The organism is Mesorhizobium oxytropidicola, assembly GCF_056174625.1.
On the sequence record NZ_CM149692.1, the window covers coordinates 6347207 to 6370661 of the forward strand.

The 23455-nt window shown below is 64.0% G+C and carries 19 protein-coding genes and 2 pseudogenes; 1 reads left to right on the plus strand and 20 read right to left on the minus strand.

All coding sequences use genetic code 11. From position 1 onward, the window contains the following. Positions 1-2: 2 nt before the first annotated feature. From AC0V8S_RS31840 to AC0V8S_RS31880, 9 genes are all read right to left on the minus strand, one after another. Positions 3-800 carry an ABC transporter permease subunit gene (locus AC0V8S_RS31840; protein WP_475435489.1) on the minus strand — a complete coding sequence of 266 codons (798 nt, stop codon included), beginning with the start codon at positions 798-800 and terminating at the stop codon, positions 3-5. A gap of 2 nt (positions 801-802) precedes the next feature. Continuing rightward, a complete protein-coding gene (locus tag AC0V8S_RS31845; RefSeq protein ID WP_475435491.1) occupies positions 803-1660 on the minus strand; it encodes a 2-aminoethylphosphonate ABC transporter permease subunit in 858 nt (285 codons plus the stop codon). Next, complete coding sequence (locus AC0V8S_RS31850) at positions 1653-2798, minus strand: ABC transporter ATP-binding protein (protein ID WP_475435492.1); 1146 nt, start codon at positions 2796-2798, stop codon at positions 1653-1655. The genes AC0V8S_RS31845 and AC0V8S_RS31850 overlap by 8 nt, the downstream gene beginning before the upstream one ends. Before the next feature lie 32 nt (positions 2799-2830). Beyond that, positions 2831-3862 (minus strand): 2-aminoethylphosphonate ABC transporter substrate-binding protein, encoded by a 1032-nt coding sequence (locus tag AC0V8S_RS31855; protein WP_475435494.1) that lies wholly within the window; start codon positions 3860-3862, stop codon positions 2831-2833. Between the two features lie 255 nt (positions 3863-4117). After that, positions 4118-5128, minus strand: coding sequence for a C-terminal binding protein (locus tag AC0V8S_RS31860; protein WP_475435495.1), 1011 nt, complete (start codon positions 5126-5128; stop codon positions 4118-4120). A 2-nt stretch (positions 5129-5130) separates the two neighbouring features. Continuing rightward, entirely contained in the window at positions 5131-6489 is a 1359-nt protein-coding gene (pbfA, locus tag AC0V8S_RS31865) for a (R)-1-hydroxy-2-aminoethylphosphonate ammonia-lyase (RefSeq protein WP_475435497.1), read from the minus strand. Positions 6490-6561: 72 nt separating this feature from the next. Next, positions 6562-8019 (minus strand): phosphonoacetaldehyde dehydrogenase, encoded by a 1458-nt coding sequence (phnY, locus tag AC0V8S_RS31870; protein ID WP_475435499.1) that lies wholly within the window; start codon positions 8017-8019, stop codon positions 6562-6564. A 235-nt stretch (positions 8020-8254) separates the two neighbouring features. Beyond that, positions 8255-9511: a phosphonoacetate hydrolase gene (phnA, locus tag AC0V8S_RS31875; protein ID WP_475435500.1), complete on the minus strand. Its 1257-nt coding sequence runs from the start codon at positions 9509-9511 to the stop codon at positions 8255-8257. A 25-nt stretch (positions 9512-9536) separates the two neighbouring features. Further along, positions 9537-10736 carry a 2-aminoethylphosphonate--pyruvate transaminase gene (locus AC0V8S_RS31880; RefSeq protein ID WP_475435502.1) on the minus strand — a complete coding sequence of 400 codons (1200 nt, stop codon included), beginning with the start codon at positions 10734-10736 and terminating at the stop codon, positions 9537-9539. 268 nt (positions 10737-11004) lie between these two features. On the opposite strand from AC0V8S_RS31880, the gene AC0V8S_RS31885 reads away from it, so the two are divergent. After that, positions 11005-11874: a LysR substrate-binding domain-containing protein gene (locus AC0V8S_RS31885; protein ID WP_475435503.1), complete on the plus strand. Its 870-nt coding sequence runs from the start codon at positions 11005-11007 to the stop codon at positions 11872-11874. Here the strand turns inward: AC0V8S_RS31885 and AC0V8S_RS31890 are convergent. The 11 genes and pseudogenes from AC0V8S_RS31890 to ehuB form a co-directional block, all read right to left on the minus strand. Further along, positions 11871-14345: a GcvT family protein gene (locus AC0V8S_RS31890; RefSeq protein WP_475435505.1), complete on the minus strand. Its 2475-nt coding sequence runs from the start codon at positions 14343-14345 to the stop codon at positions 11871-11873. The genes AC0V8S_RS31885 and AC0V8S_RS31890 overlap by 4 nt on opposite strands. Positions 14346-14428: 83 nt before the next feature. Next, positions 14429-15214: a DeoR/GlpR family DNA-binding transcription regulator gene (locus AC0V8S_RS31895; protein ID WP_475435507.1), complete on the minus strand. Its 786-nt coding sequence runs from the start codon at positions 15212-15214 to the stop codon at positions 14429-14431. A 79-nt stretch (positions 15215-15293) separates the two neighbouring features. Continuing rightward, positions 15294-15974, minus strand: a complete 681-nt coding sequence (locus tag AC0V8S_RS31900; protein WP_475435509.1) for a GntR family transcriptional regulator — start codon at positions 15972-15974, stop codon at positions 15294-15296. A gap of 99 nt (positions 15975-16073) precedes the next feature. Further along, positions 16074-17074: pseudogene (doeB, locus tag AC0V8S_RS31905) on the minus strand (N(2)-acetyl-L-2,4-diaminobutanoate deacetylase DoeB). Positions 17075-17079: 5 nt separating this feature from the next. Continuing rightward, positions 17080-18257 (minus strand): annotated as a pseudogene (doeA, locus tag AC0V8S_RS31910) (ectoine hydrolase DoeA). Between the two features lie 29 nt (positions 18258-18286). Further along, positions 18287-19279 carry a cyclodeaminase gene (locus AC0V8S_RS31915; RefSeq protein WP_475435510.1) on the minus strand — a complete coding sequence of 331 codons (993 nt, stop codon included), beginning with the start codon at positions 19277-19279 and terminating at the stop codon, positions 18287-18289. Further along, positions 19276-20262, minus strand: coding sequence for a hydroxyectoine utilization dehydratase EutB (eutB, locus tag AC0V8S_RS31920; RefSeq protein WP_183456934.1), 987 nt, complete (start codon positions 20260-20262; stop codon positions 19276-19278). Before eutB ends, AC0V8S_RS31915 begins: the two co-directional genes overlap by 4 nt. A gap of 5 nt (positions 20263-20267) precedes the next feature. Beyond that, positions 20268-21047 (minus strand): ectoine utilization protein EutA, encoded by a 780-nt coding sequence (eutA, locus tag AC0V8S_RS31925; protein ID WP_183456932.1) that lies wholly within the window; start codon positions 21045-21047, stop codon positions 20268-20270. Between the two features lie 3 nt (positions 21048-21050). Next, positions 21051-21710 carry an ectoine/hydroxyectoine ABC transporter permease subunit EhuD gene (ehuD, locus tag AC0V8S_RS31930; RefSeq protein WP_183456930.1) on the minus strand — a complete coding sequence of 220 codons (660 nt, stop codon included), beginning with the start codon at positions 21708-21710 and terminating at the stop codon, positions 21051-21053. Further along, the gene (ehuC, locus tag AC0V8S_RS31935; RefSeq protein WP_183456928.1) at positions 21710-22369 is read right to left on the minus strand and encodes an ectoine/hydroxyectoine ABC transporter permease subunit EhuC; all 660 of its coding nucleotides are present in this window, start codon (positions 22367-22369) and stop codon (positions 21710-21712) included. Before ehuC ends, ehuD begins: the two co-directional genes overlap by 1 nt. A 170-nt stretch (positions 22370-22539) precedes the next feature. Next, positions 22540-23391, minus strand: coding sequence for an ectoine/hydroxyectoine ABC transporter substrate-binding protein EhuB (ehuB, locus tag AC0V8S_RS31940; protein WP_183456926.1), 852 nt, complete (start codon positions 23389-23391; stop codon positions 22540-22542). Between the last annotated feature and the right edge of the window lie 64 nt (positions 23392-23455).

Below are 23455 nucleotides of genomic sequence, written 5' to 3' on the forward strand. Positions count from 1 at the left end.
TTCTATGTACCGGTGGCGCGCTTCGTAATGCGCTCCAAGCCGAGCAGCAAGACCAGCGTCGCCGCCACCAGGATCATGGTGAGTGCGGCACCAGCAAAGATGTCGCCGCGATCGGTGAGGCTGAAGATCGATACCGGCAGCGTCACCCAACCCGGCGGATAGACCATGACGGTGGCGCCGAGTTCGCCCATCGACAGCGCGAAACTTAAGCCGAAGGCGGCGACCAGATAAGGGGCGAGCAGGGGCAGCGTGACGTGCCAGAGCCGATAGGCCGGCCGCGCGCCGAGGCTCGACGCGACCTGTTCGAAGTCCGGCGAAAGCCGCGCCAGGCCGGCCGAGACATTGCCGAAGGTGAAGGCCGAGATCAGCACGAAATGCGCGATCATGACGATCGCGATCGTGCCGTTGAGCAGCAGCGGCGGATGGCTGAAGGCAACCAGCAAGCCGAGGCCGACGGACACGGAAGGCACCGCACTTGGGATGAAGAACAGCAGGCCGAGCAGGCGCTTCAGGGCGTGACCCTGAAGGCGAAGCGACAGGGCTGCCCAGGTGCCGCTGACCAGCGCCAGCGCGCTGGCCAGGAAGCCGGTGATCAGGCTCGCCTTGACCGAATTCCACGCCGCCCCCCTGATGACATCGGTGTAGTGCTCCGTCGTCAGGCCATTGGGCAGCACGCCATTCCACTGGTCGGCCAGGCTGGACAGGAGGATGACCGCCAGCGGCGCCAGGAACAGCACGCCGAAGATCAGCGCGAACAGCACCCACAACACGATCCGACCAGGGCGCGACCAGACCAGCATGGCTAGACCCCCAACCGGCCGGCGGCGAAACGGTAGAGGCCGAACAGGCCCAGCGACAGCGCGATGTTGACCACTGCGATGATGCAGGCGACCTGATAGGCCGATTCCTGGATCGCCTTGCCGTAGATCAGCAACGGCAGGGTGATGACGCCCTTTGCGCCGATGAACAGCACGATGCCGAACTCATTGACGGTCAGCAGCAGGCAGAGACTGCCGCCGGCGATGAGTGCCGGGATTGCCGCTGGCAGGATGACCTGACGCACGATGCGGAACGGGCGCGCGCCCAGCACGCTCGCGGCTTCGATCTGGCCGCGATCGACCAGCGAGAAAGCAGCAAGCAGCGGCCGCAGGATGAAAGGCGTATAGACGGTGACTTCGGCCAGCACCACGCCCCAGGTCGAGTAGAGGAAATCGACCGGCGGCAGCGGTAGCGAGAAGGTCTCCATCAGCCCGGCATTGAGCATGCCAGCGGAGCCGTAGAGGAAGGTGAAGGCAAGCGTCACCAGGAAGGTCGGGAGCGCGATGAAGGTGTCGATCAACCGGGCGATGAAACCGCTGCCGGGGAACGGCACGAAGGCGAGGATCAGCGCCAGCACGAGGCCGACGATCAGGCATCCGGCCGTCGCCGTGACCGAGATCGTCACCGTGTTGATCAGCGCGTTGAGGAAGAAGCGCGCTTGCAGCACGCGAACAATCTCGGCGGCATTGGCGACGCCGCTGTCGTCAAGGAAGGCCTGCCGGGCGATGAGCGCCAGCGGATAGAAGAACAGCAGCGCCAGCAAGGCCGCCGGCGGCACGATCCAGAATTTGCCGGGCTCCCTCCGGATCGCCGGTGCGTGAAGGGCGACCGCCTCAGACACCGGAATCTTCCGGAAGCAGCGAGGTGTCGGCGGGCGCGAAGAACAGCGGCACCCTGGCGCCGGGTTCGGGCAAGGCGATCGGCAGTTTTGTCGCCGAGACGCGCACCGGCGTGCCGTCGACATCGAGCACGAGGTGAGTGAGTTCGCCCTGCCAGTGCACTTCCCGCAACGTGCCGACGATGCGGTTGGTGTGCTCTGCGTCGGCCGTCAGGCCGAGATGCTGCGGCCGGATGCAGAGCAGACTCTTGTCGCCGGCCTTCTCGTCACGGCCGGCGCCGGTGAGCACTGAGTCACCGTGCCTTGCCGTGGCAAGGCCCTTCGAGCCAACAGGCTCGGCAATTGTCACCGGCAGGAGGTTGGCGCGGCCGAGGAACTCGGCGGTGAAGCGGTTCGGCGGGCGGCGGTAGAGTTCCGTCGTCGGTCCATGCGAACAGACCCTGCCGTCGCGCATGATGGCGATCTTGTCGGCAAGCGTCAGCGCTTCGGTCTGATCATGGGTGACATAGAGGATGGTGAGGCCGGGCAGGCTGCGGTGCAGCCGAGCAATCTCCTCGACCATGTTGCGGCGGATCTGCGCGTCGAGCGCCGACAGCGGCTCATCGAGCAATAGCACGCGCGGCCGCACGGCAAGTGCGCGGGCAATCGCGACACGCTGCTGTTGACCGCCCGAAAGCTCGCGTGGATAACGCTTGGCGAAAGTCGCCATGCCGACCGTGCCGAGCGCATCCTTGACCCGCTCGGCGATCAGCGCCTTGTCGGCGCCTTGTGCCCTGAGCCCAAAGGCAACGTTGTCTTCCACCCGCATATGCGGAAACAGCGCGTAGTTCTGCACCACCATGCCGAGGCCGCGTTCGTAGGGCGGCAGGTCGGTGACGTCTGTCGCGCCGATGCGGATGCGGCCGCTGGCCGGCCGCACGAAACCGGCGACAGCCCGCAAGGCGGTGGTCTTGCCGGAGCCGGAGGGGCCGATCATCGCCAGGATTTCACCCGGCGCAATGTCCAGGGTCAGCGGATGCAGGACGACATGCGCGCCATAGGCGACGCTGACCTTGTCGAAATGGACATTGGAACCGGCGCCGCGAATTTTCGCGGCGTCGATGTCCATGACACTGGTACCAGTAAAGGCCACGGCCGACATGGCTTGGTTCTCCGGATTTCCGTCCTCGGGTGTCAGCTTCCGGTCGCCTCGTTCCACTTCTTGACATAGTCGGGAAGTTTGCTCAGCGCCTCGTCCCAATTCGGCGACCAGATGGTCAGCCCCTTCATCGCCTCCTGCAGCTTGGCGAAGTTGGCGTCGGACGGCGTCATGTCTTTGCGGGCGGGCACGCCGATGGCAATCGAGCTGACGGTCGACTGGGCTTCCTTGGACAGCAGGAAGTCGATCAGCTTCTTGCCGTTGTCGGCATTGGGCGCACCGGTGACCAGGCCGACTTCATAGGGCAGCGCGAAAGTGGAGCGCACACCGTCGGGACCAGCGGGCCAGAATACCTTGATGTTGGGATTGTCGGCCATTTGCGACATGTTCATCTGCAGATCGCCATTGGCGACGTGCAATTCGCCCTTGTTGACCAGCGCGGTCAGCTTGCCGGTCGAGGCGGACGGACCGACATTGTTGTCCTGCAGCTTCTTCATGAACTCGAAGCCAGCATCCTCGCCGCCGAAGGCATGGATGATCTGCAGCATGACGGCGGTGCCGTCACCGGCCTGACCTGGGGTCGAATACTGGATCTTGCCCTTGAACTTGGGATCGAGCAGATCGCTGTAACTCTTCGGCGCTTCCGACAGCACGGCGCTGTTGTAAATGAAGTTCATATAGTTGTTGACCAGCGGCCGGTACTTGTCGGTGCCGCCGTCGATCTGGTCGGCGCCTTGCGGCTTGTAGTCCTGCAGCAGGCCGTCGGCGGCGGCGCGCTGGACGAAGGGCGGCAACGTCACCAGCACGTCGGCCTGCGGGTTCGACTTTTCCTTGGCGACGCGCTCGACGACCCCGCCGGAGCCTGCCTCGATATACTGCACGGTGATGCCGGTGGCCTTGGTGAAGGCGGCGAATTCGGTCTCGTACCAGCTGCCATTGCCGTCATGCAGGCCGTCGGCGGAATAGATGGTGACGACACCGTCGGCGAAAGCCGGTCCGGTGAGAGCCGACGACGCCACCAGCGACGCGGCGAAGGCCATAGCGATGGTTGCATTGCGCGATTTCATGGATCAGTTCCCCTGTGATTGTTGGCACATTCTGCGATGCACTAGGACCGACCGGCTTCGGGTCTCTGGCGGACGTTGAGCCGACTGGATGTCGTTGTTGCGCCAACTCTGGGGACTGATGATCGATAAGTAAAATCTATTTATTTTATGACAGGCAAACTTCTTCTGATGTTTGTCATGGAACTGTCGCACAGATGTCGCGGGCGCGATTTTGGCTACGCGGAAGGCGTCTATCAGTTTGAAAAATCAGGGATATCAGCTGAATGAAACGCCCGATGTCTGCGCCCGCAAACGCGGATCATGCGAGCGGATGGTCACCGGGCGACCGTCAAGGATCTCGAAGCAGCGCGCGAGCGTGTCGTCTTCGAGCCGGCGCATCGCCTCATGCGTGAAGAAGGTGAGATGCGGAAACAGGATCACATTGTCGCGATCGAAAAGCGCGCTCATCGGATGACCTGACCTGGCCAGCGGCTCGACCGAATAGACGTCGAGCCCGGCGCCGCCGATACGGCCGGCGACAACAGCCTCGACAAGCGCCGTCTCATCGATGAGGGCACCGCGCGAGACGTTGACGATGATGGCGGAAGGCTTCAGGCAGGCGAGTTCCGTCTTGCCGATCAGGCCGCGCGTCTTGTCGTTCAACACACAATGGATCGAGACAGAATCGCAGACGCGCAGCATGGCTTGCAGGTCGTCGACCTTCTCGATGCCGGCGGCGTGCATGGTTGCGGCATCGACACCGGGATCGAAGCCGAGAACCCGGGCATGAAACCCTTGGCCTGCCATGCGTGCCATGCTGCGGCCGATCTTGCCGCAGCCGACTAGCCCGAGCGTGGTGCCGGAAATGTCGCGCCCGAGCCAGCACTGCGCGGGCCAGACCCAGCCATCGCGCGACACCGCCGCCGTGATCGCCGGCAGCCGCTTGGCCAGCGCGATCATCAGGGCGAAGGCGCCCTCAGCGACGGTTTCCTCGGCGTATTCCGGCACGTTGGCGACAGGGATGCCGCGCCGCATGGCGGTAGGAATGTCGATGGCGTCGATGCCGACGCCGTATTTAACGATGCCCTTCAATTTCGGCGCTGCATCGATCACCCGCGCCGTGATCGGTGTGTAGCACATCAGGAGAAGATCGGCGTCGGCAATGGCCTCTATGAGATCGGCTTCGAAAATGCCGTCCGGCAGCGTCACCAACTCAACGCCCCTCGCCCGCAGACCGGCGTCGATGCCGGGGCATTCGAGCTCCTGGTCGGTGCGCACGGCCTTCATGGTCAGGCCGCCAGCACGGCGCGCTCGACAATGTCGAGGGCGCGGTCGAGATCGGCTTTCGAGATAACCAGCGGCGGCGACAGCGTCAGCACATTGCCATGGCTGACCTTGAAGCTTAGGCCCTGCTCCAGGCAGGCATAGAAAACCCGCTCAGCAAGCTCGCGCGCCGGCTGCCGCGTGGCGCGATCCTCGACCAGTTCGACGCCGACCATGAGCCCCCTACCCCTGACGTCGCCGACATGAGGCGAGCGCGCCATCAGATCCTGCATGCGTCCCAGCATATGTTGGCCGAGTTCGGCCGACCGTTCGACCAGCCCTTCCTCCAGGATGATGTCGATGGTGGTCAGGGCGGCGCGCGTCGTCACTGGGTTCTTTTCGTGGGTGTAGTGACCGATAGCGAAGCCCCCGGTGACATCGAGCTCGCGACGCGCGATGACGGCGGCGATCGGCAGGATGCCGCCGCCAAGCGACTTGCCGAGAACGACGATGTCGGGTGTCACGCCATCATGCTCATGGGCGAAGAATTTTCCTGTTTTGCCGAGGCCGGTGGGGATCTCGTCGAAGATCAGCAGCGTGCCATGCCGGTCGCAGGCCTCGCGCACCCGTTTCCAGAAGCCGGACGGCGGTGGATTGGGCGTCGCCCGCATCGGCTCGGCGACGACCGCCGCCACGTCCTGCTCGCGGCCGAGCACGTAGGCAATCATGTTGGCGCAGGCGAGACCCGATGCTTCGAGGGAATCGTGGCCGTATGGGCAGCGATAGCCGTCCCAGGGCGCGACATGCTCGGTGCCGGTCATCATCGGGCCTGATATGTGCGAGCGGAAGGTGGCTTCGCCGCCGACGCTGGCAGCACCAAACCCAGCGCCATGAAACGCATCCCAGAACGACACCGTCTTGAAGCGACCGGTCGCGGCGCGCGCGATCTTCAGCCCCACCTCGATGGCATCCGAGCCGCCGGTGGTGAACAGCACCTTGCCGAGATCGCCCGGAGCAAGTGCCGCCAGTTTCTCGGCCAACTCGACCGCGGGTTCGCAGGTGAAGCGGCGCGGCGCGAAGCAGAGGTCATCAAGCTGCTTCTTGATCGCCGCCACCAATTTGGGATGACCGTAGCCGAGGTGATGCACGCTGTTGCCGTGGAAGTCCATGAAGCGGCGGCCAACGGTGTCCTCGATCCAGATGCCTTCCGCCTTGGCGATCGTCGACAGGCACGGGCTGGACAGGCTCTGGTGCATGAAGGCGGCGGCATCGCGGTCAAGCAGGCCGCGGATGCGGGGATCGTCCTGGCCGGCATCCCAGCCGCCGCGCGCGGCCGTCGTGTTGGAATCGCCCTCGGTATGCACAAGTTCTTTGATCGCGGCCATCACCGTCTCCGAAACGCGAATGAGGGAGCGTCGGCCGCCCCCTCGGTTGGTCTGCCAGTTGCTATGGCCCGGTCACGACCAAGGCAGTGAAAATGTCTTCACATTGGTGTAGCTCTTCATCGCCTCGATGACGCCTTCCTTGTAGCCATTGCCGCTGTCCTTGATGCCGCCGAAAGGCGACATCTCGATCCGGTAGCCCGGCACTTCCCAGATGTTGACGGTGCCGACCTGCAGGCCGGCAATGTATTTTTGCATGCGCGGAAAGGAGTTGGTGCAGACGCCCGACGACAGGCCGAAGGCCGTCGAATTCGACAGCGCGATCAGCGCCTCGTCATCGTCCGGAGCGCGCACGATTGGGATGATCGGCCCGAACGTCTCTTCCATCACCAATTCGGATGTGTGCAGGACGCGATCGACGACGATCGGCGGCAGCAGCGCGCCCTGGCGGCCGGGATTGTAGAGGATGTCGGCGCCCTGTTCGGCGGCCATGTGGACACGGGCCTCGAACAGTGTCGCCGCCTTCTCGTGCACGACGGTGCCGAGATCGGTCGAGCGGTCCATCGGATCGCCGAAGCGGATCCTTTTCGCCCGTTCCAGCACCAGCGGCACGAAGCGGTCGGCGACGCTTTCCTGGACGAGGATGCGCTTGACCGCGGTGCAGCGTTGGCCGGAGTTCTTCGTCGCTCCGGCCACTGCCAGGTCCGCCGCCTTTGCCAGATCCTCGTCCGACAAATCGTTGAGGATGATCAGCGGATCGTTGCCGCCGAGTTCAAGCACCTGGCGCTTGTAGCCGGCGGTGCGGGCGATCATCTTGCCGACCGGCACGCCGCCGGTGAAGGTGATCAGATCGATGTTCTCGTTGGTGATCATCTCGTTGCCGATCTCGGCCGGCCAGCCGGTCACCACCGACAGCATTTCCGGCGGCAGGCCGGCTTCGTAGAGAATATCGGCCAGAAGCAGCGCCGTCATCGGCGTCAATTCGGTCGGCTTGACCACCACGCAATTGTTGGTGGCAATCGCCGGCGCCACCTTGTGCGAGACCATGTTGAGCGGATGGTTGAACGGGGTGATCGCCGAGATCGCCTTCAGCGGCTCGCGCGTGGTGAAGATCTTGCGCGCCTTGCCGTGCGGGGTGAGATCGCAAGAGAATATCTGGCCGTCGTCCTGGATGCACATCTGCGCCGACAGCGTGAACACGTCATAGGCGCGGCCGACCTCATAGAGCGAATCCGCCTTGGAGATGCCGAGCTCCAGCGTGATGAGATCGGAGATTTCTTCCCGGCGTGACGCCAGCGCTTCCGCCGTGCGGAAGAGTATCTGCTGGCGCTCGTAGCGTGTCAGCTTCGACCTGTAGCCGGCAGCGATCTCGAAGGCTTTTCGCGCATGCTCGGCGCGGCCGGCCGGCACGGTACCGATAACGGTGTCGTTCCAGGGGTAACGCACCTCGACAACGCCGTCGGCATCAACCTTCTTGCCGGCGATACGCATCGGCTCGTGGCGAACTTTGATGGCAGGGTCAAGCTTGGTCATGGGCTCTGCTCCAGCAGATTTTTGGGTACGTCGCGGCGGAGGATCGACCCCCACTCCGGCCCTTCGGGCCACCTCTCCCCCGATCGACGGGGGAGAGGAAATCAGGCGAGGTCAGCGCCCCAACGGTTCCAGGCCAAGCTGCAGCTAGCCCTGGCGCCTTTCCTCTCCCCCGTCGATCGGGGGAGAGGTGTCGAGCGAAGCTCGACGGAGTGGGGGTCGACAATCACGCTCGGCATCAAGCCAGTGCCGCCGCCATCGTCGCGTAGTAGAAGGCGTCGAAATTGCGCAGTGCCGGCTCATTCGGCAAGTCCGGCAGCACGCGGTTGACGATGAACGGCACTTCCTGCTCGGTCAGGCCGCCATGCGAGCGCAGCGGTTCGTTGAGGGCCGCCAGATCGTGGCGATGTTCGCTGGTACCAATGGTCTTGTTCTCGGTCGAGATCAGCACGATGTCGCCGATGCGGTCGGCCGGCAGTTCGAAGCGCTCGCATGCGGTCGGGCTGTCGACGACAAGCATGATGCCGTCGATCTTGGCCAGCCGCGTCATGATAGCAGCCTGATCCGCGCCGGCCGGAAGATAGGCGGTGGCAAAGGAACCAAGCGCGCCGTGATGCACGACATAGGGATCGGTGATCGGCAGGATGACTCGGGCCGCGTCCTTGCCCAGCCATTCGTCGAGCAGGTCCTGGACATAGACGACGTCGGGCGAACCATCAGCCTTGTGCTTGGGTTTCATGCCATGGTCGGCGGTGACGACGATGGCCGCGCCCAGCGCATCGAGTTCGGTCAGGTATTTGTCGAACATTTCGTAGAAGGCGTTGGCCTGGGGTACGGCGGGCGCGTATTTGTGCTGCACATAGTCTGTCGTCGTCAGGTACATGATGTCGGGGCGGAACTCCCTGAGCAGTTGGACGCCGGCGGCAAAGACGAATTCCGACAGTTCGGCCGAATAGACCTCCGGCACCGGCAGGCCAAAGTGCTTGGAGGCATTGTCGATGCCATGCTCGGCTAGCGTCGTGGTGTCGGACTGTTCCGCCGAGAAGCACAGCGCGCGGCCTTCGTCGAAGGCGAGACCCTTGCCGAGCAAGGCACGCAATTTGTCCTTGGCGGTGACCACGGCAACCTTGGCGCCGGCATCGTAGAAGGCTTGGAAAATGGTCGGCGCGCGCAGGAAGCGCGGGTCGTTCATCATCACTTCCTTGCCGGTCTCGCGCTCGTAGAGATAGTTGCCGCAAATGCCGTGCACGGACGGCGGACGGCCGGTGGCGATCGACAGATTGTTGGGGTTGGTGAAGCTCGGGATGACCGAGTGCGCAAAACGCACCGTGCCCTTCTGCTTGATCCTGACCAGAGCCGGCATCAGCCCGGCCTTGATTGCTTCGTCGAGATAGGCCGGCTCGCAGCCGTCGAGGCAGATGGCGATGGCCGGCACACGCGGCCAGGTGTAGGTGCGGCCGTTGACGGCAACGTTGATGGAAGACATCTGGTTCATCGGAATTCCTTCGAAATCGGCCGCGTCAAGCGGCGAGTTTGGCGCGCTCGGCGAGTGCCGCGGCGGGTGGAGCGGCGGTGTCGACGCCCATTTCATGCAGCGAGAAAGCCGCCGCCTCGACGACGCGGCGCATGACATGTTCGTCCATCTGGCCGATGCAGCCGACGCGGAAGCTATCCACGGCGGTCAGCTTGCCCGGATAGATGATGAAGCCCTTGTCCTTCATCAGCTCGTAGAAGCGGTCGAAGGCAAAGTTGGCGTGGGCGGGGTTGAAGAAGGTGACGATGATCGGCGACAGCCAGCGGTCCCCAAGCAAGGTCTCGAAGCCGAGGTCACGCATGCCGGCCACCATCACGTCGCGGTTCCTGGTGTAGCGGGCGCCACGCCCAGTGACGCCGCCCTCAGCCTCATGCTGGCGCAACGCTTCGAGGAAGGCGGCGACGACATGGGTGGGCGGCGTGTAGCGCCACTGGCCGGTCTTGTTCATATGCGCCCACTGGGCGTGGACGTCGAGCGACAGCGAATGGCTGCGGCCCTTGGCGGCTTCCAGCTCGCTCTTGCGGGCGATGATGAAGCCGAAGCCCGGCACGCCCTCGATGCATTTGTTGGCGGACGAGACCATCGCCTCGTAGCGGATCTCGTTGACTTCGAGCGCGATGGCGCCGAAGGCGCTCATGGAATCGACCAGCAGCTTACGGCCCTTGGCATGGACGGCTTCGGCGATCTCGGCGACGGGGTTCAAAATGCCGGAACTGGTCTCGCAATGAATGGCGATCACATGGGTGATGGCGGGGTCGGCCTCGAGTGCGCCCGCCACCTCGTCGCCGCGCGGCGGCAGGTAGTCGCCCTTGTCGATCAGCGTATAGGCGCGGCCGAGATACTGCATGGTCTGCGCGGCACGCAGGCCGTAGGCGCCATTGGCCAACACCAGCACCTTGCCATCCTTGGGCACGAACGAACCCAGCATCGCCTCGACGCAGAAGGAGCCGCTGCCTTGCATCGGCACGCAGTCGAATTCGTCCTTGGTGTCACCGGTCAGCGCCAAAAGGCGGCGGCGCATCTCGGCGGTCATGCCGCGAAAATCACCGTCCCACGATCCCCAGTCGCGCAGCATGGCCTGCTTGACCGAATAGGCCGTGGTGAGCGGACCCGGGGTCAGCAGATAGGGCTCGCCCAGCGCCGGACTGGCCAGCGGCTCCGCGGCAAATTTCGTCTCGGCGCGCATGGTGTCCTCCGACAGATCGCTGCTTTTTGATGCGGCCTTATTCTTGGCCGGAACGACATATTTGTAAAATCGTTATTTTGTATCGAAGTATCGATTTTCACGATGGTAGAGTGAACCACGCTATGCAAATTGCATCCCAGTCATGACACGGTTGTGAAGCCGGATAAGTTCGCTTTTAGCATAAGCTAAATCGTTCGTTTCAGCCTTCAGGAAATCTGGCCTTATGCTAGATTGCGTCAGGATTCCGCTGTCTCGAAGGTGAGGACGAATGCGCTACGTTCAGCTGCGAGCCTTTCATCAGGTGGCCATCTCCGGCGGTTTTTCGCGGGCTGCAGAGGCGCTGTTCCTGACCCAGCCGGCCATATCGGACCAGGTGCGCAAGCTTGAGGAAGAGTATGACGTCCTGCTGTTCAACCGGAACAAGAAGCAGGTCACGCTGACCCATTCGGGCCAGAAGCTGCTCGAGATAACCCACCGCATGTTCGATACCGAGCAGCAGGCGCTCGAACTGCTGACGGAGTCGCGCGCGCTGCGCTCCGGCACGCTGCGCATCGTTGCGGACGCCGCGCATCATCTGCTCCACATCCTCGGCAGCTTCCGGGCCCGCTATCCCGGCGTGCAGGTCTCGGTGCGCGCAGGCAACACCGAAACGGTGATCAGCAGTCTCTACAGCTACGATGCCGACATCGGCGTGCTCGGCGAGGTGCCGGCCGGACGCGACTTCGAGGTGCTGAAACTGAACTCGACGCCGATCATCGCCTTCGCCTCCATCGACCATCCGCTTTCTGGCAAGAAATCGCTGACGCTCAAGCAGCTCGCGCAGGAATCGCTGGTCATGCGCGAACGCGGCTCGAAGACGCGCCAGAAGCTGGAAGACCTCGCCACGGCTTCGAAGATCGAATTGAGGCCGGTGATCGAAGCCGAAGGCCGCGAAGCCGTCCGCGAGATCGTCGCCTCGGGCGCCGGCATCGGCTTCGTCTCGGCGGCCGAATTCGGCCAGGATTCGCGATTGGTGGCGATCACCATCGACGCGCCCGAGACGCTGATGGACGAAGCGCTGATCTGTCTGCGCGAACGCAGCGGCGGCAAACTGGTGCGCGCCTTTCTCGACATGGCAAGGTCGATGTCAGCGGACTAAGCGGCGGCCCTGATCTCCAGCGCATCGGCTTTCACCCGCTCCGACTTCGGATCGTAGGGGCTGCGCAGGTGCGCTGTCGCGGCATGCCGCACACCCGCAAGGTCGATCTCGAAACGGCCGCCGGCGAGGAACACGGCGTCGACACCGGCTTCATTCTCGATCAGCCCGAGCGCCACCGAGCGGCCGAGCGTGTGGCCATAGGCGGCCGAACGAACCTCGCCCACCGGCTTGCCGTCACGCAGGATCAACTCGCCACCCCACAGCATCGGTTCAGCATCGTTGAGCGTGAACAGCACGATGCGCTTGGTCGGCGCTGACGACTTTGCCGCGACCAGCGCGTCACGGCCGATGAAGCCACCTGACTTGTCCATGGCGACAGCGAAGCCAAGCCCGGCTTGCCAGGGGTTGATATCGGGCGTCAACTCACGCCCCCAGGCGCGAAAGGCCTTTTCGATACGCAAGGCGTCGAGCGCGTAGTAGCCGGCGTCAGCCAGGCCGAACTCGCGCCCCGCCTCATGCAGCGCCTCGTAGACGCCGACGGCGAATTCAGTCGGCACGATCAGTTCCCAGCCCAGTTCGCCGACATAGGTCATGCGGTTGGCATAGGCGGTGGCGTAGCCGATATCGATCTCGCGCATAGTCGCGAAGGGAAAGCCCGTATTGGAAAGATCCGCCGACGACAATTTGCCAAGGAGATCGCGCGAGCGCGGCCCCATCACAGCCAATACAGCATAGGACGAAGTGACGTCGGTCAGGATCGCATGGGCGTCGGACGGGATGTTCTTGACGATCCAGTCTGCGTCGTGGACCGCCTGCGCGGAGCCGGTGACGATGAGAAATTTCTCCGCACCCAGTCGCATCACGGTGAGGTCGCTCTCGTAGCCGCCGCGCGCGTTGAGCACGCCCGTGTACACCGACGTACCGACCGGCACATCGATGTTGCCGGCGCAGATCCGGTTGAGCATGGCGCAGGCGTCGTGGCCCTGGACGAGGAGCTTGGCGAAGGAGGTCTGGTCGAAGATGGCGACGGCTTCGCGCGTTGCCCTCATTTCGCGCCGTACCGCCTCGTGCCAGTTCTGGCGGCCGAAGGCGTAGTTGTTCTCCGCCTTCTCGCCTGGAGCGGCAAACCAGTTGGCGCGCTCCCAGCCCATTTTTGAACCGAAGCAGGCGCCCTTGGCGGCCAGCCGATCATAGAGTGGCGAGCGGCGGAAAGGCCGCGCGGTATCCGGTTCGCGGTTCGGCCACGGCATGGCGTAATGCAGGCCGAGCGTCTCCTTGACCCGGTCATGCAGCCAGCGCGGATTGTTGTTGAAGGCGGCGAAGCGCCTGATGTCGACCGGCCACAGATCCATGGTCGGCGCGCCGTTGACGATCCATTCGGCCAGCGCCCTGCCCGCACCGCCGGCGCTGGCTATGCCCATCGAGTTGAAGCCGGCGCCGACATAGAAATTCTTCAGTTCCGGCGCTTCGCCGAGGATGAAATTGTTGTCGGGCGTAAAGCTTTCGGGGCCGTTGTAGAATTTCTTGACCGCGGCCTGCGCCAGCTGCGGCACACGGACCAGCGCGTTTTCCATCAGGATCTCGAACTGGTCCCAGTCGTCCGGCAGTAACGCGAACTCGAAATTTTCGGGAATGCCGTTCATGCCCCACGGCTTGGCATGCGGCTCGAAGCCGCCCATCACCAGGCCGCCGACCTCTTCCTTGAAGTAGATGAAGCCGTCGGGGTCGCGCATGACCGGCAAGTCCGGATGCACACCCTCGATCCGGCCGGTGACGATGTACATGTGTTCGGCCGAGTGCAGCGGCACCGAGACGCCGCACATCAGCCCGACCTTGCGCGCCCACTGGCCGGCGCAGTTGACGACGATTTCCGAAGCGACGTTGCCGCGATCGGTCTCGACGCCGCAGGCGACACCATTCCTGACACTGATGCCGGTGACCTTTACCCGCTCGAAGATTTTGGCGCCGCGGTTGCGCGCGCCCTTGGCCAGGGATTGCGTGAGGTCCGTCGGGTTGGCTTTGCCGTCGCCTGGCAGCCAGACGGCACCAACCAGATCGTCGGTCGCCATCACGGGCCAGAGATCAGCGGCCTCCCTGGGCGAGATGACGTCGATCTCCACGCCCTGTGCGCGCGCCGAGGCGGCCGTGCGCTTCAGCACGGTCATTCGATCGGCCGTTCGCGCCACGGACAGCGAGCCGCAATTCTTCCAGCCGGTGGCAAGCCCCGTCTCGGCCTCCAGCTCGCTGTAGAGCTGCGTTGAATATCGGATCAGGCTTGTCATGTTGGAATGGCTGCGCAACTGCCCGACAAGGCCGGCGGCGTGCCAGGTGGTGCCGCCACTGAGCTGGCCTTGCTCGAGCAGCACGACATCGGTCCAGCCGAGCTTGGTCAGGTGATAGGCGACAGAGCAGCCGATAATGCCGCCGCCGACAATGACAATTCGAGCCTGGGTGGGAAATTCATGTGCCATGAGCGTTCCGCCATTTGAAGGGATGGCGGGCACACTAACACAGAAAAACCAAATATCAACTCAAAATGTCACAAAATATCACATCAAGCAACGATGAGTTCTGGCCCCTTTTGCGAAAGCGCCTCGGCAAGGGCGGGTTCGGGACTGGCGTCGACGATCACCCCGGCAGCGCGTTCGAAATTCGGAACCCTGAGCGGCGTCAGCTTGCCGAACTTGCTGCTGTCGAGGACGAAATAGGCCTTCCCCGCGAGCGCGATCATGCGGCCGCGTTGCTCGGCGCCGGCGCGGGTGAAGTCGGTGACCTCGCCGTCGGGGGACAGGGCGCCGCCACCGAGAAAAGCGATGTCGACGCGAAAGCGGGCCATGGCATCGAGCGTGTCGATACCGGAGGCTGCCTCCTCGCCCGGATCGATTTCGCCGCCCAGCATGTGCACGCGTATGCCCGGGACATGGCAAAGATGCAGCGCGATCTTCAGGCTGGCGGTGCAGATGGTGAGATCGCGCAGGTCCGTCATGGCCTGCGCGACGGCCATTGTGGTGGTGCCAGAATCGAGAAAGACCACCATCCCATCCCTCACCAGATCAACGGCAGCCCTGCCGATCGCCGCCTTGCCACCGGCGTTTTCCTGGCTGCGCAGGCTCATCGCCGGTTCGCTCGGCTCGAAGCGGGCAGCACCGCCATGCACGATGCCGAGCCTGCCCTGCTCCGAAAGCAGCTTCAGGTCACGACGGATGGTTTCGCGCGAGACATCGAAGAACTCGGCCAGTTCGGCGACGCTGACAGAACCCTGGGCGCTCAGCCGCCTCAGGATCTCGTCGTGGCGGCGCGGGGCAAGGGCGCGCGCTGGCAGGCGACTGACGGGAGACATGGCGATCCTCGTGTCGAGCATTGATGTTGCAATATGTGGCAGCGAACCCAGATAGACGCAACCGCGCCTCCGGCCAGGCTTAGGGCTTCCGCGACAGGCCGCCGCCCTCAATCGCCTTGACGAGCGTCTCACTGCCTTCGCGAAGGTGCTGCCGCAGAATGCTCACGGCTTTCTTGCCGTCGCGCTGGCGGCAGGCGGCCAGCAGGTCGCGATGCTCGTTCTGCGAGCGGGTGCGGTAGTCGAGGTTCGACAGCAGGATGCGGACATAGCGATCGGCGGCGTTGTGATGCGCCTCGATCAGGCCGAACAGACGCTGGTTGCCGCAGGCATGATAGAGCGACAGGTGAAAGGTCCGGTTCAGCGCGCCCCAGCGACCGACATTGCGCTCGGCATCGATCTGGTCGAGCACCTGTTCGGCTTCATCGAGCTTGCCTTCTGACAGGGTGGGCACGGACAGCCGTAGCGCCTCGCATTCGAGAAGTTCGCGCACGGCATAGATTTCGCTGATTTCGGCGCCGTCCATCCGGGCGACATGCGCGCCCTTGGTCGGATGGATAGAGACAATGCCCTCGGCCTCCAGTTGGCGAAGCGCGTCACGGATCGGCATGCGGCTGAAGCCGAATTGCTCGGCCAGTTCGTCCTGCCGCAAAGCGGTGCCAGCCTTCAGCGCCCCACTGGCAATGGCTTCGCGCAGGACGTTGGCGACCTGCTCCGCCACCGTCTGCGGCCTCTCGATCAGGCTTTCGGAAAATCCGCGCAATCGATGCTCCCACCTCGGATGGCATCAGCCTAGCGGAAAAGCATCGAGGATATAAGTATCCTCGTGTACAGGATTGGGCTTGGCCGGGAACCGCTTTGATCAATCGACTTCGACGGCAACCACCGCCGCGCAGTCGCCGGCCTTGACCAGCCCGGGGAAATGGCGCGCCGCCAGCATGCCCGACATCTTTGCCCGTATCTCCTGCGGGGCGATGCCGGTGCGGCCAACGGAATGGATGCGGGCCAGCACCGCGCCCTTGTCCACGGGCTCGCCGAGATCGACCATAGTTTCGATCATGCCGTCATCCTCGGCGAACGAGAAGCAATCGCCTGACGGCATGTCGAGCCATTGAGTTCTGCCCTTCTCGACCGCACCATCGACAATGCCGGCATGGCGCAACACATTGAGAATGCCGCGCCGCGCGATGCGCACGGTCTGCGCACGCGAGGTGCCACCACCGCCAAGCTCGGTGCTGACAAAAACCTTGCCCATTTCCTCGGCTGCCGTGTCGTACATGCCAACGGAATCGATCTCGATCATGCGCATCGAGAAGGGCGCCGAGAATGCCGCCACCGCGTCGAAGGCTTTCTGCTCCAGCGCCTTGTCGGGCAGCGTGTGGGCCGCGCAGAAGGGCACGAAGTCCAGCGTCTTCCCCCGGAGTGAAAGTCGAAGACGATGTCGGCGCTGGGCAGCAATTCGCGCTGGAAATAATCGGCGATCTTTTCGGTCACCGTTCCGTCCGGGCGGCCGGGAAAGCTGCGGTTCATGTTGCCCTTGTCGATCGGCGAGGTGCGCGTGCCGGCGCGGAAGGCCGGATAGTTCATCGCCGGCACGATGATCACGCTGCCGCTGACGTGCTTCGGATCGAGCGTGCGGGCGAGATCGTAGAGTGCCAGCGGCCCTTCATACTCGTCGCCATGGTTGCCGCCGGAAAGCAGCGCCGTCGGACCCTTTCCGTTGCGGATGACGCAGATCGGGATCATCACCGAGCCCCAGGCCGAATCGTCGCGGCTGTAGGGCAAGCGCAGAAAACCATGCTGGACGCCGTCACGATCGAAATCGACGGTCGGCGCGATCGGTGACGGGCGGAGGCTGGACATCGAGCTCAATTCTTCACCACCAGTTTGCGCGGCACACTGGCCAGGCACTCTACACCGGTTTCGGCGATCAGGATCGACTCGGTGATCTCCAGCCCCATCGTCTCCAGCCACAGGCCGGTCATGAAGTGGAAGGTCATGCCCGGCTTGAGTTCGGTGCGGTCGCCGGGGCGCAGGCTGATCGTGCGTTCGCCCAATCCGGCGGATAGGACAGGCCGATCGAGTAGCCGGTGCGGTTGTCCTTGACGATGCCGTATTTCTTCAGAACGGCGAAGAAGGCATTGGCGATGTCCTCGCAGGAGTTGCCGGGTTTCGCCGCCGCAAGCCCCGCCTCCATGCCTTCCAGCGTCGCCTTCTCGGCATCGAGGAATTCCTGCGTTGGTTTGCCGAGGAAGACGGTGCGTGACAGCGGACAGTGGTACCTGTTGTAGCAGCCGGCGATCTCGAAGAAGGTGCCCTCGCCGCGCTTCATCGGCTGGTCGTCCCAGGTCAGATGCGGCGCCGATGCATCGGCGCCCGACGGCAGCAGCGGCACGATCGCCGGGTAGTCGCCGCCGATGCCATCGACGCCGCGCGTGCCGGCGTCATAGATCTCGGCAACGAGATCGCATTTGCGCATGCCGACTTCGATCTTGTCGACGATGCGCTGGTGCATGGCTTCGACGATGCGGGCGGCCTTGCGCATATAGTCGATCTCGGCCGCACTCTTCACCGCGCGCTGCCAGTTGACCAGCGCGGTGGCGTCGACGAAGCGGGCGTTGGGCAGATGCTTCTGCAAAGAGGCAAAGGCGGCGGCCGAGAACCAGTAATTGTCCATCTCGACGCCGATGGCCAGCTTGCCCCAGCCGCGATCGGCAAGCACGCTGGACAAGAAATCCATCGGGTGGCGCTCCGTCGACTGCACGTAGTGGTCGGCGTAGCCGACGATGTTGTCATGCGCGAGATAGGCGGTGCGCTTAGCGCCGTTGGCGTCCTGGCCGCGGCCGTACCAGACCGGCTCACCCGAGGGCGGCACGATGACCGCCTGATGCACGTAGAACGACCAGCCATCATAACCGGTCAGCCAGGCCATGTTGGAGGGATCGCTTACGATCAACAGATCGACGCCCTTCGCCGCCATGGCTTGCCGCGTCTTGGCGAGGCGATCCGCAAATTCGCCGCGCGAGAATTTCAGGTTTGGTTGCATTGTTCTTGGTCCTTGTTTTGCGGCCAGCATCAGCTTTCAAAGATGGTTCCGGCATTGGCAGCGCGAGCCCGGTCGCGGGCGAGCGTCGCAATCGCCGTGTCCTGCACGCCGGTGCCGGTCAGGTCGGCGATGGTGATATCGCTGGCCGAGCGCCGGCCGTGTTTTGCGCCGGCGATGATCTGGCCGAGCTCAGTCACCTCGGCATCTGCAGCCATCACTCCTGCAGCGACGGCATGGTGCAGTTCACCAAGGCGCCGCGTTTGGCGGGCGCTGTCGGCGACATAGAGATCGGCCATGCGCAGGATCGCCGACGCAATCTCGTTCTTGTGCTCGGCATCCGAGCCCATGGCGGTGATGTGCTGGCCGGCGGCGACGAAGCCGGCCTTGATCAGCGGCTCGGTCGACGGCGTCGTGGTGACGATGATGTCAGCGCCGGCAGCCGCCTTTGCCGCCTCGGGTTCCGCGCGCACGACGATGCCAAGTTTCTCACGCAAGCGGGCAGCAGTGGCTTCGGCCTTGGCGGCGTCGCGCGCCCAGATTCGCGCCTCGGCGATCGGCCTGACAAGGCGCAGTGCTTCCAATTGCAGACCTGCCTGCAAACCTGCGCCGAAGATTGCCGCTACGGTGGAGTCTTCGCGCGACAGATGCTTCGCCGCGACCGCGCCTGCCGCTGCGGTGCGGACATCGGTCAGGTAGCCATTGTCGAGCAGCAGCGCCTCGACCACACCGGTCTTTGCCGAAAGCAGCACCATCATGCCGCCACCGCTCGGCAGGCCGAGCTTTGGATTGTCGAAGAAGCCGGAGCTGATCTTAACGGCAAAGCAGTCGATACCGGGTGCGTAAGCGGACTTTACGTCGACTTCGCCGCGATGCTCGGGGATGTCGAGGCGCAGGATCGGCGGCATCGCCACCGGCAAGGTGGCCAGTGCGCGAAAGGCGTTCTCGACGCAAGCGACCGCGTCGAGATCGAGCGTCACGATCTCACGCAATTCTCTCTCGGTCAGTATCGTCATACGGCTCATGCGGCGCGCTCCCCAATTGCCTCGCCGCAGACGATCCTGCGATGTGCGTTCATGTCGATGTTGCGGCCCGAGAGAAGTACGACCACCGGCCCGCTCGCCTTGACCTTGCCGGTGAGCAGCGCGGCGATGCCCACTGCGCCGGCGCCCTCGACGATCTCGCGCTCCTCAGCGTAGGCATGGTGGATGCCGGCGGTGATCTCGTCCTCGCTCAGCAGGATGACATCGTCGAGCAGGTCGCGGCACATGGCGAAAGTCAGCCTGTTGTCGAGGCCGATGCCGCCACCGAGCGAATCCGCCAGCGTCGGCAGTTCTTCCACGGGCACTGGCATGCCGGCATCGAGGCTTGCCTTCATCGCTGCGCCACGCGCCATCGAAACGCCAATGATTTTTGTGCCGGGGTTGACGCCCTTGACGGCGGCAGCGACGCCGGAGGCCAGCCCGCCGCCGGAGAGCTGCACCAGGATGAGAGCAGCGTCCGGAACCTGCTCGATCATCTCCAGCCCGAGCGTGCCTTGCCCGGCGATGATGGCCGGATGGTCGAAGGGCGGCAACATCACCAGCCCCTCCTCCGCCACCAAGCGCTCGACCTCCTGCTGCGCGTCGTCCTGGCTGTTGCCGACAATGCGGATTTCGGCGCCAAGTCGGCGGATTTCGTCGAGCTTGTTCTGGGGCACCAGGCGCGACATGCAGATCACCGCGCGCATGCCTTCGAGCTTCGCGGCATGCGCCAGCGCCCGGCCGTGATTGCCGGTCGACGCCGCGACCACGCCGCGCGCCTTCTCTTCCGCGCTCAATGAGGCGACGGCATTCGAGGCGCCGCGCAGCTTGAAGCTGCCGGTGGTCTGGCGGTGTTCGAGCTTGAGATGGACGGGGGTGCCCAATTGTTCTGACAAATTCTGGGAAAGCACAGTTGGCGTGCGCTCGACCTTGCCGGCAATGCGCTCACGCGCGGCTCGGATATCGCTAAGAGTGACGGTCGCCATGATCGTCAATCGCGAGGCAAAGGCAGCGTCATCAGACGGCCGAATTCGGGGTGGGCCGTCTCGTCGCCGCACAGCCGCAGGCAATTCCAGGCGCTGGCCTGGTTGCTGGTCACAACCGGGCGATCGATCGCCTGTTCCATGCCGGTGACCGCGAGCGCACCGCGCAGCGCCGTGCAGGACACGAACAGCGCTTGGGCCTGCGGGTGGGTCGCCTGACGCGCGAGATCGACAAGCGTCGCCGGGGCGATACGCGCCATCTCGCGATCATCCTCGAAATCCAGACAGGTAAAGCTGGCGATCTCGAAACCACGTGCCGCGAAATAGGCTGCCATCGGCCTGGAGGTTTCGACCGTGTAAGGGGTGAGGATGCTGATCCTTTTCGCACCCAGCGCCTTCAGCCCGCGCACGCCCGCCATCGGCGGCGTGACGACGGGAATGTCGGGCTTGACCGCCTGGATCGCCGCCTCGATCTCGGCATCGCCGATCACCACGGATGCCGAGGTGCAGGAATAGCAGATGGCGTCGAGTGGCTCGTCCGGAAGGATCAGCGCCGCGCCCGCGGTCAGCGCCGGCTGCATCTTGCGCAGATTGTCAGGCGTTGTCGGGTTGGCGTAAGGAATGCGCGCGACATAGACGCCGATGCGCTCGCTCGCCACCATGCGGCGAAAGTCGGGTTCGCTGGTGTGATCGGTGGCAAGGATGATCAGGCCGATGCGCTTGTTGAGCGGACGGTCATCGAGTGCTGGCTGGTTGGGCGCAACCTTGATCTCAGGCAAAGGTTTCACGGATTACCTCTCGATCTTGCCGTAGCGGCGTTCCAGCCAGCGCAGCAACACGACCGAGCAAAGACTGATGGCGAGGAAGAACGCGCCGACCAGCGTGATCGGCTCGATATAGCGGTAGTAGGTGTTGGCGACGCTCTTCGCCTGGTTCATCAGCTCCAGCACGGTGATCGCCGAGAGCAACGGCGTCTCCTTGAACATGGCGATGAAATAGTTGGCCAGCGCCGGGATCATCGGCGGAATGGCCTGCGGAATGATGATGTGCGTCCAGGTCTGCGTGGCGCTGAGATTGCAGGCCTTGGCGGCCTCCCACTGACCACGCGGTACATTGTCGATGCCGGCGCGGTAGACCTCGGCCGTGTAGGTGCCGTAGTGCAAGCCAAGCCCGATGACACCGGCGACCAGCGGCGGCAGAAGAATGCCGATGTCGGGCAGCACGTAGAAGATGAAATAGAGCTGCACCAGAAGCGGTGTGCCGCGAATGAATTCGGCCGCCCAGCCGACGGTGCCCGACAGCGCCTTGTTGGGCGAGCGGCGTGCGAGCGCAATGCCCAACCCGACAATCGCCGCCAGCACCGAACCGAGCAGCGTCGCCAGGATGGTGATCTTCACCCCCTGGATCAGCGTCGGCAGGATCTGCCGGACAAAATCCCAGTCCCATTCCATCAGGCGCGCACCCCATCGAGGCCGCGTGCCATGCGGCGCTCCAGCGAGCGCACACCCCATGAAATGAGCAGCGCCAGGATGAAATAGATGACCAGGATGGTGGTGAACGGCACCATGGTGTTGCCGGTCTGGGCACGCACGACCTGCGCCTGGAAGGTCAGGTCGGCGAGCGAGATCAGCGAGACGACCGATGTGGCCTTGAGCAGTTCGATGGCGTTGTTGCCGAAGGTCGGCAGCATCACCAGAAATGCTTGCGGCAGGATGACATGGCGCATGCCTTGCCAGCGGCCGAGATTGAGCGCGATGCAGGCCTCGTGCTGTTCGCGCCCGATCGATTGCACGGCGCCGCGCACCACTTCGGCGGCATAGGCGCCGACATTCAGGCCCAGTGCCAGCACGCCGGCTTGCAGTGGCGTCAGTTCAAGGCCAATCAGCGGCAGCACGAAATAGGCGAAGAACAGCTGCACGAAGATCGAGGTGCCGCGGAAGAATTCGATATAGGCGGTGGCCAGCGCCCTCAGCGCGAAGAAGCGCGACAGCCGCCCCATGCCGGCAAGAAAGGCCATGATCAGGGCAAGCACCGATCCCATCAGCGTCAGCTCGATGGTGACAAGCGCTCCCTGCACTATCAGGCCGAGATAGCCGGACCACTGGGTCATTCGATTAGAGGTTCCAACGTTGGCGGTTAGCTTCCTTCTCCCCGTTCCACGGGGAGAAGATGCCGGCAGGCAGATGAGGGGCAGCGCTAGCATGGCAGAACTTGGCGCTGCCCCTCGTCCGTCACTTCGTGACACCTTCTCCCCGTGAACGGGAGAAGGAAAAAGAGGCGCTACTTCGCCGAGCAGAGCTTGTCGCGCGTTGTCGACATCGCGGCGGCGGCCGAGAAGCCGTAGGGCTCGATGATTTTGGCGAACTCGCCCGACTTCTTCATCTTGGCAAGTTCGACGTCATAGGCATCGCGCAGCGCCTCGTCGCCCTTCTTGAAGGCGGCGCCGTCGCAATAGACCGGGGCGCCCTGCACCGGCGCGATGACTTCGAGGTTCGGATCGGCGGCCTTCTTCATCAGATCGTTGATCGACAGGACCGGCAGCGAGTAGGCGTCGATGCGGCCGTCCTGCACCATCTTCAGGCCGCTCTGGCCATCCGGCACGACGATGACACGCTCGCGCGGCACGCCGGCATTGAGGGCCAGCTTCTCCTCGGTGCCGCCGCCGGGCGCGCCGATCGTGGCTGTCGTGTCCTTGGCGACATCCTCGTAGCTCTTGAAACCTTTCGGATTGCCCTTCTTCACCAGCATCGCCTCGGCGTCGCACAGCACCGGTTCGGAATAGGCGACAGCCGCGCAACGTTCCGGCTTCATGAACAGGCCGGCGGTGACGACGTCGAAACGGCCGGCCTTCAGGCCGGGGATCATCGCGCCATATTCGGAGATCGAGGCGACGATGTCGCTAACGCCGAGGCGCTTGAAGATCTCGCGCGCCACGTCGGGTGCCGCGCCCGAAACCTTGCCGTCGGCGGCGACGGCCGTGTAGGGCGGCTCGTTGGCGATGGCGACGCGGGCGAAGCCCTGTGCCTTCAACTGCTCGAGTTTGCTGTCGTCGGCCGAACCCGCGGTCGAGGCGGCCAGCACCGCCGTCAATGCAAGGCCGGCGACGCCGGCCAGAATGCCAAGTTTCTTCATTGTTCCCAACTCCTTGTTTCTTGTCTTGGTTTTGGCTTCTTGCCTTGGTTTGTCTGGGGCGATC

Bases quoted from the DNA above. Each gene is read 5' to 3' on its own strand.
- AC0V8S_RS31880 (WP_475435502.1), bottom strand. From the start codon at position 10,736: ATGCGCGCCGAGACGAAATTTGCCGCGGAGCCGCTGGCCAGTCCGGCG.
- eutB (WP_183456934.1), bottom strand. From the start codon at position 20,262: ATGGCGACCGTCACTCTTAGCGATATCCGAGCCGCGCGTGAGCGCATT.
- AC0V8S_RS31890 (WP_475435505.1), bottom strand. From the start codon at position 14,345: ATGGCACATGAATTTCCCACCCAGGCTCGAATTGTCATTGTCGGCGGC.
- phnY (WP_475435499.1), bottom strand. From the start codon at position 8,019: ATGACCAAGCTTGACCCTGCCATCAAAGTTCGCCACGAGCCGATGCGT.
- AC0V8S_RS31885 (WP_475435503.1), top strand. From the start codon at position 11,005: ATGCGCTACGTTCAGCTGCGAGCCTTTCATCAGGTGGCCATCTCCGGC.
- AC0V8S_RS31915 (WP_475435510.1), bottom strand. From the start codon at position 19,279: ATGAGCCGTATGACGATACTGACCGAGAGAGAATTGCGTGAGATCGTG.
- pbfA (WP_475435497.1), bottom strand. From the start codon at position 6,489: ATGGCCGCGATCAAAGAACTTGTGCATACCGAGGGCGATTCCAACACG.
- ehuC (WP_183456928.1), bottom strand. From the start codon at position 22,369: ATGACCCAGTGGTCCGGCTATCTCGGCCTGATAGTGCAGGGAGCGCTT.
- ehuB (WP_183456926.1), bottom strand. From the start codon at position 23,391: ATGAAGAAACTTGGCATTCTGGCCGGCGTCGCCGGCCTTGCATTGACG.
- AC0V8S_RS31895 (WP_475435507.1), bottom strand. From the start codon at position 15,214: ATGTCTCCCGTCAGTCGCCTGCCAGCGCGCGCCCTTGCCCCGCGCCGC.
- phnA (WP_475435500.1), bottom strand. From the start codon at position 9,511: ATGAACCAGATGTCTTCCATCAACGTTGCCGTCAACGGCCGCACCTAC.
- AC0V8S_RS31860 (WP_475435495.1), bottom strand. From the start codon at position 5,128: ATGAAGGCCGTGCGCACCGACCAGGAGCTCGAATGCCCCGGCATCGAC.
- AC0V8S_RS31850 (WP_475435492.1), bottom strand. From the start codon at position 2,798: ATGTCGGCCGTGGCCTTTACTGGTACCAGTGTCATGGACATCGACGCC.
- AC0V8S_RS31855 (WP_475435494.1), bottom strand. From the start codon at position 3,862: ATGAAATCGCGCAATGCAACCATCGCTATGGCCTTCGCCGCGTCGCTG.
- ehuD (WP_183456930.1), bottom strand. From the start codon at position 21,710: ATGGAATGGGACTGGGATTTTGTCCGGCAGATCCTGCCGACGCTGATC.
- AC0V8S_RS31840 (WP_475435489.1), bottom strand. From the start codon at position 800: ATGCTGGTCTGGTCGCGCCCTGGTCGGATCGTGTTGTGGGTGCTGTTC.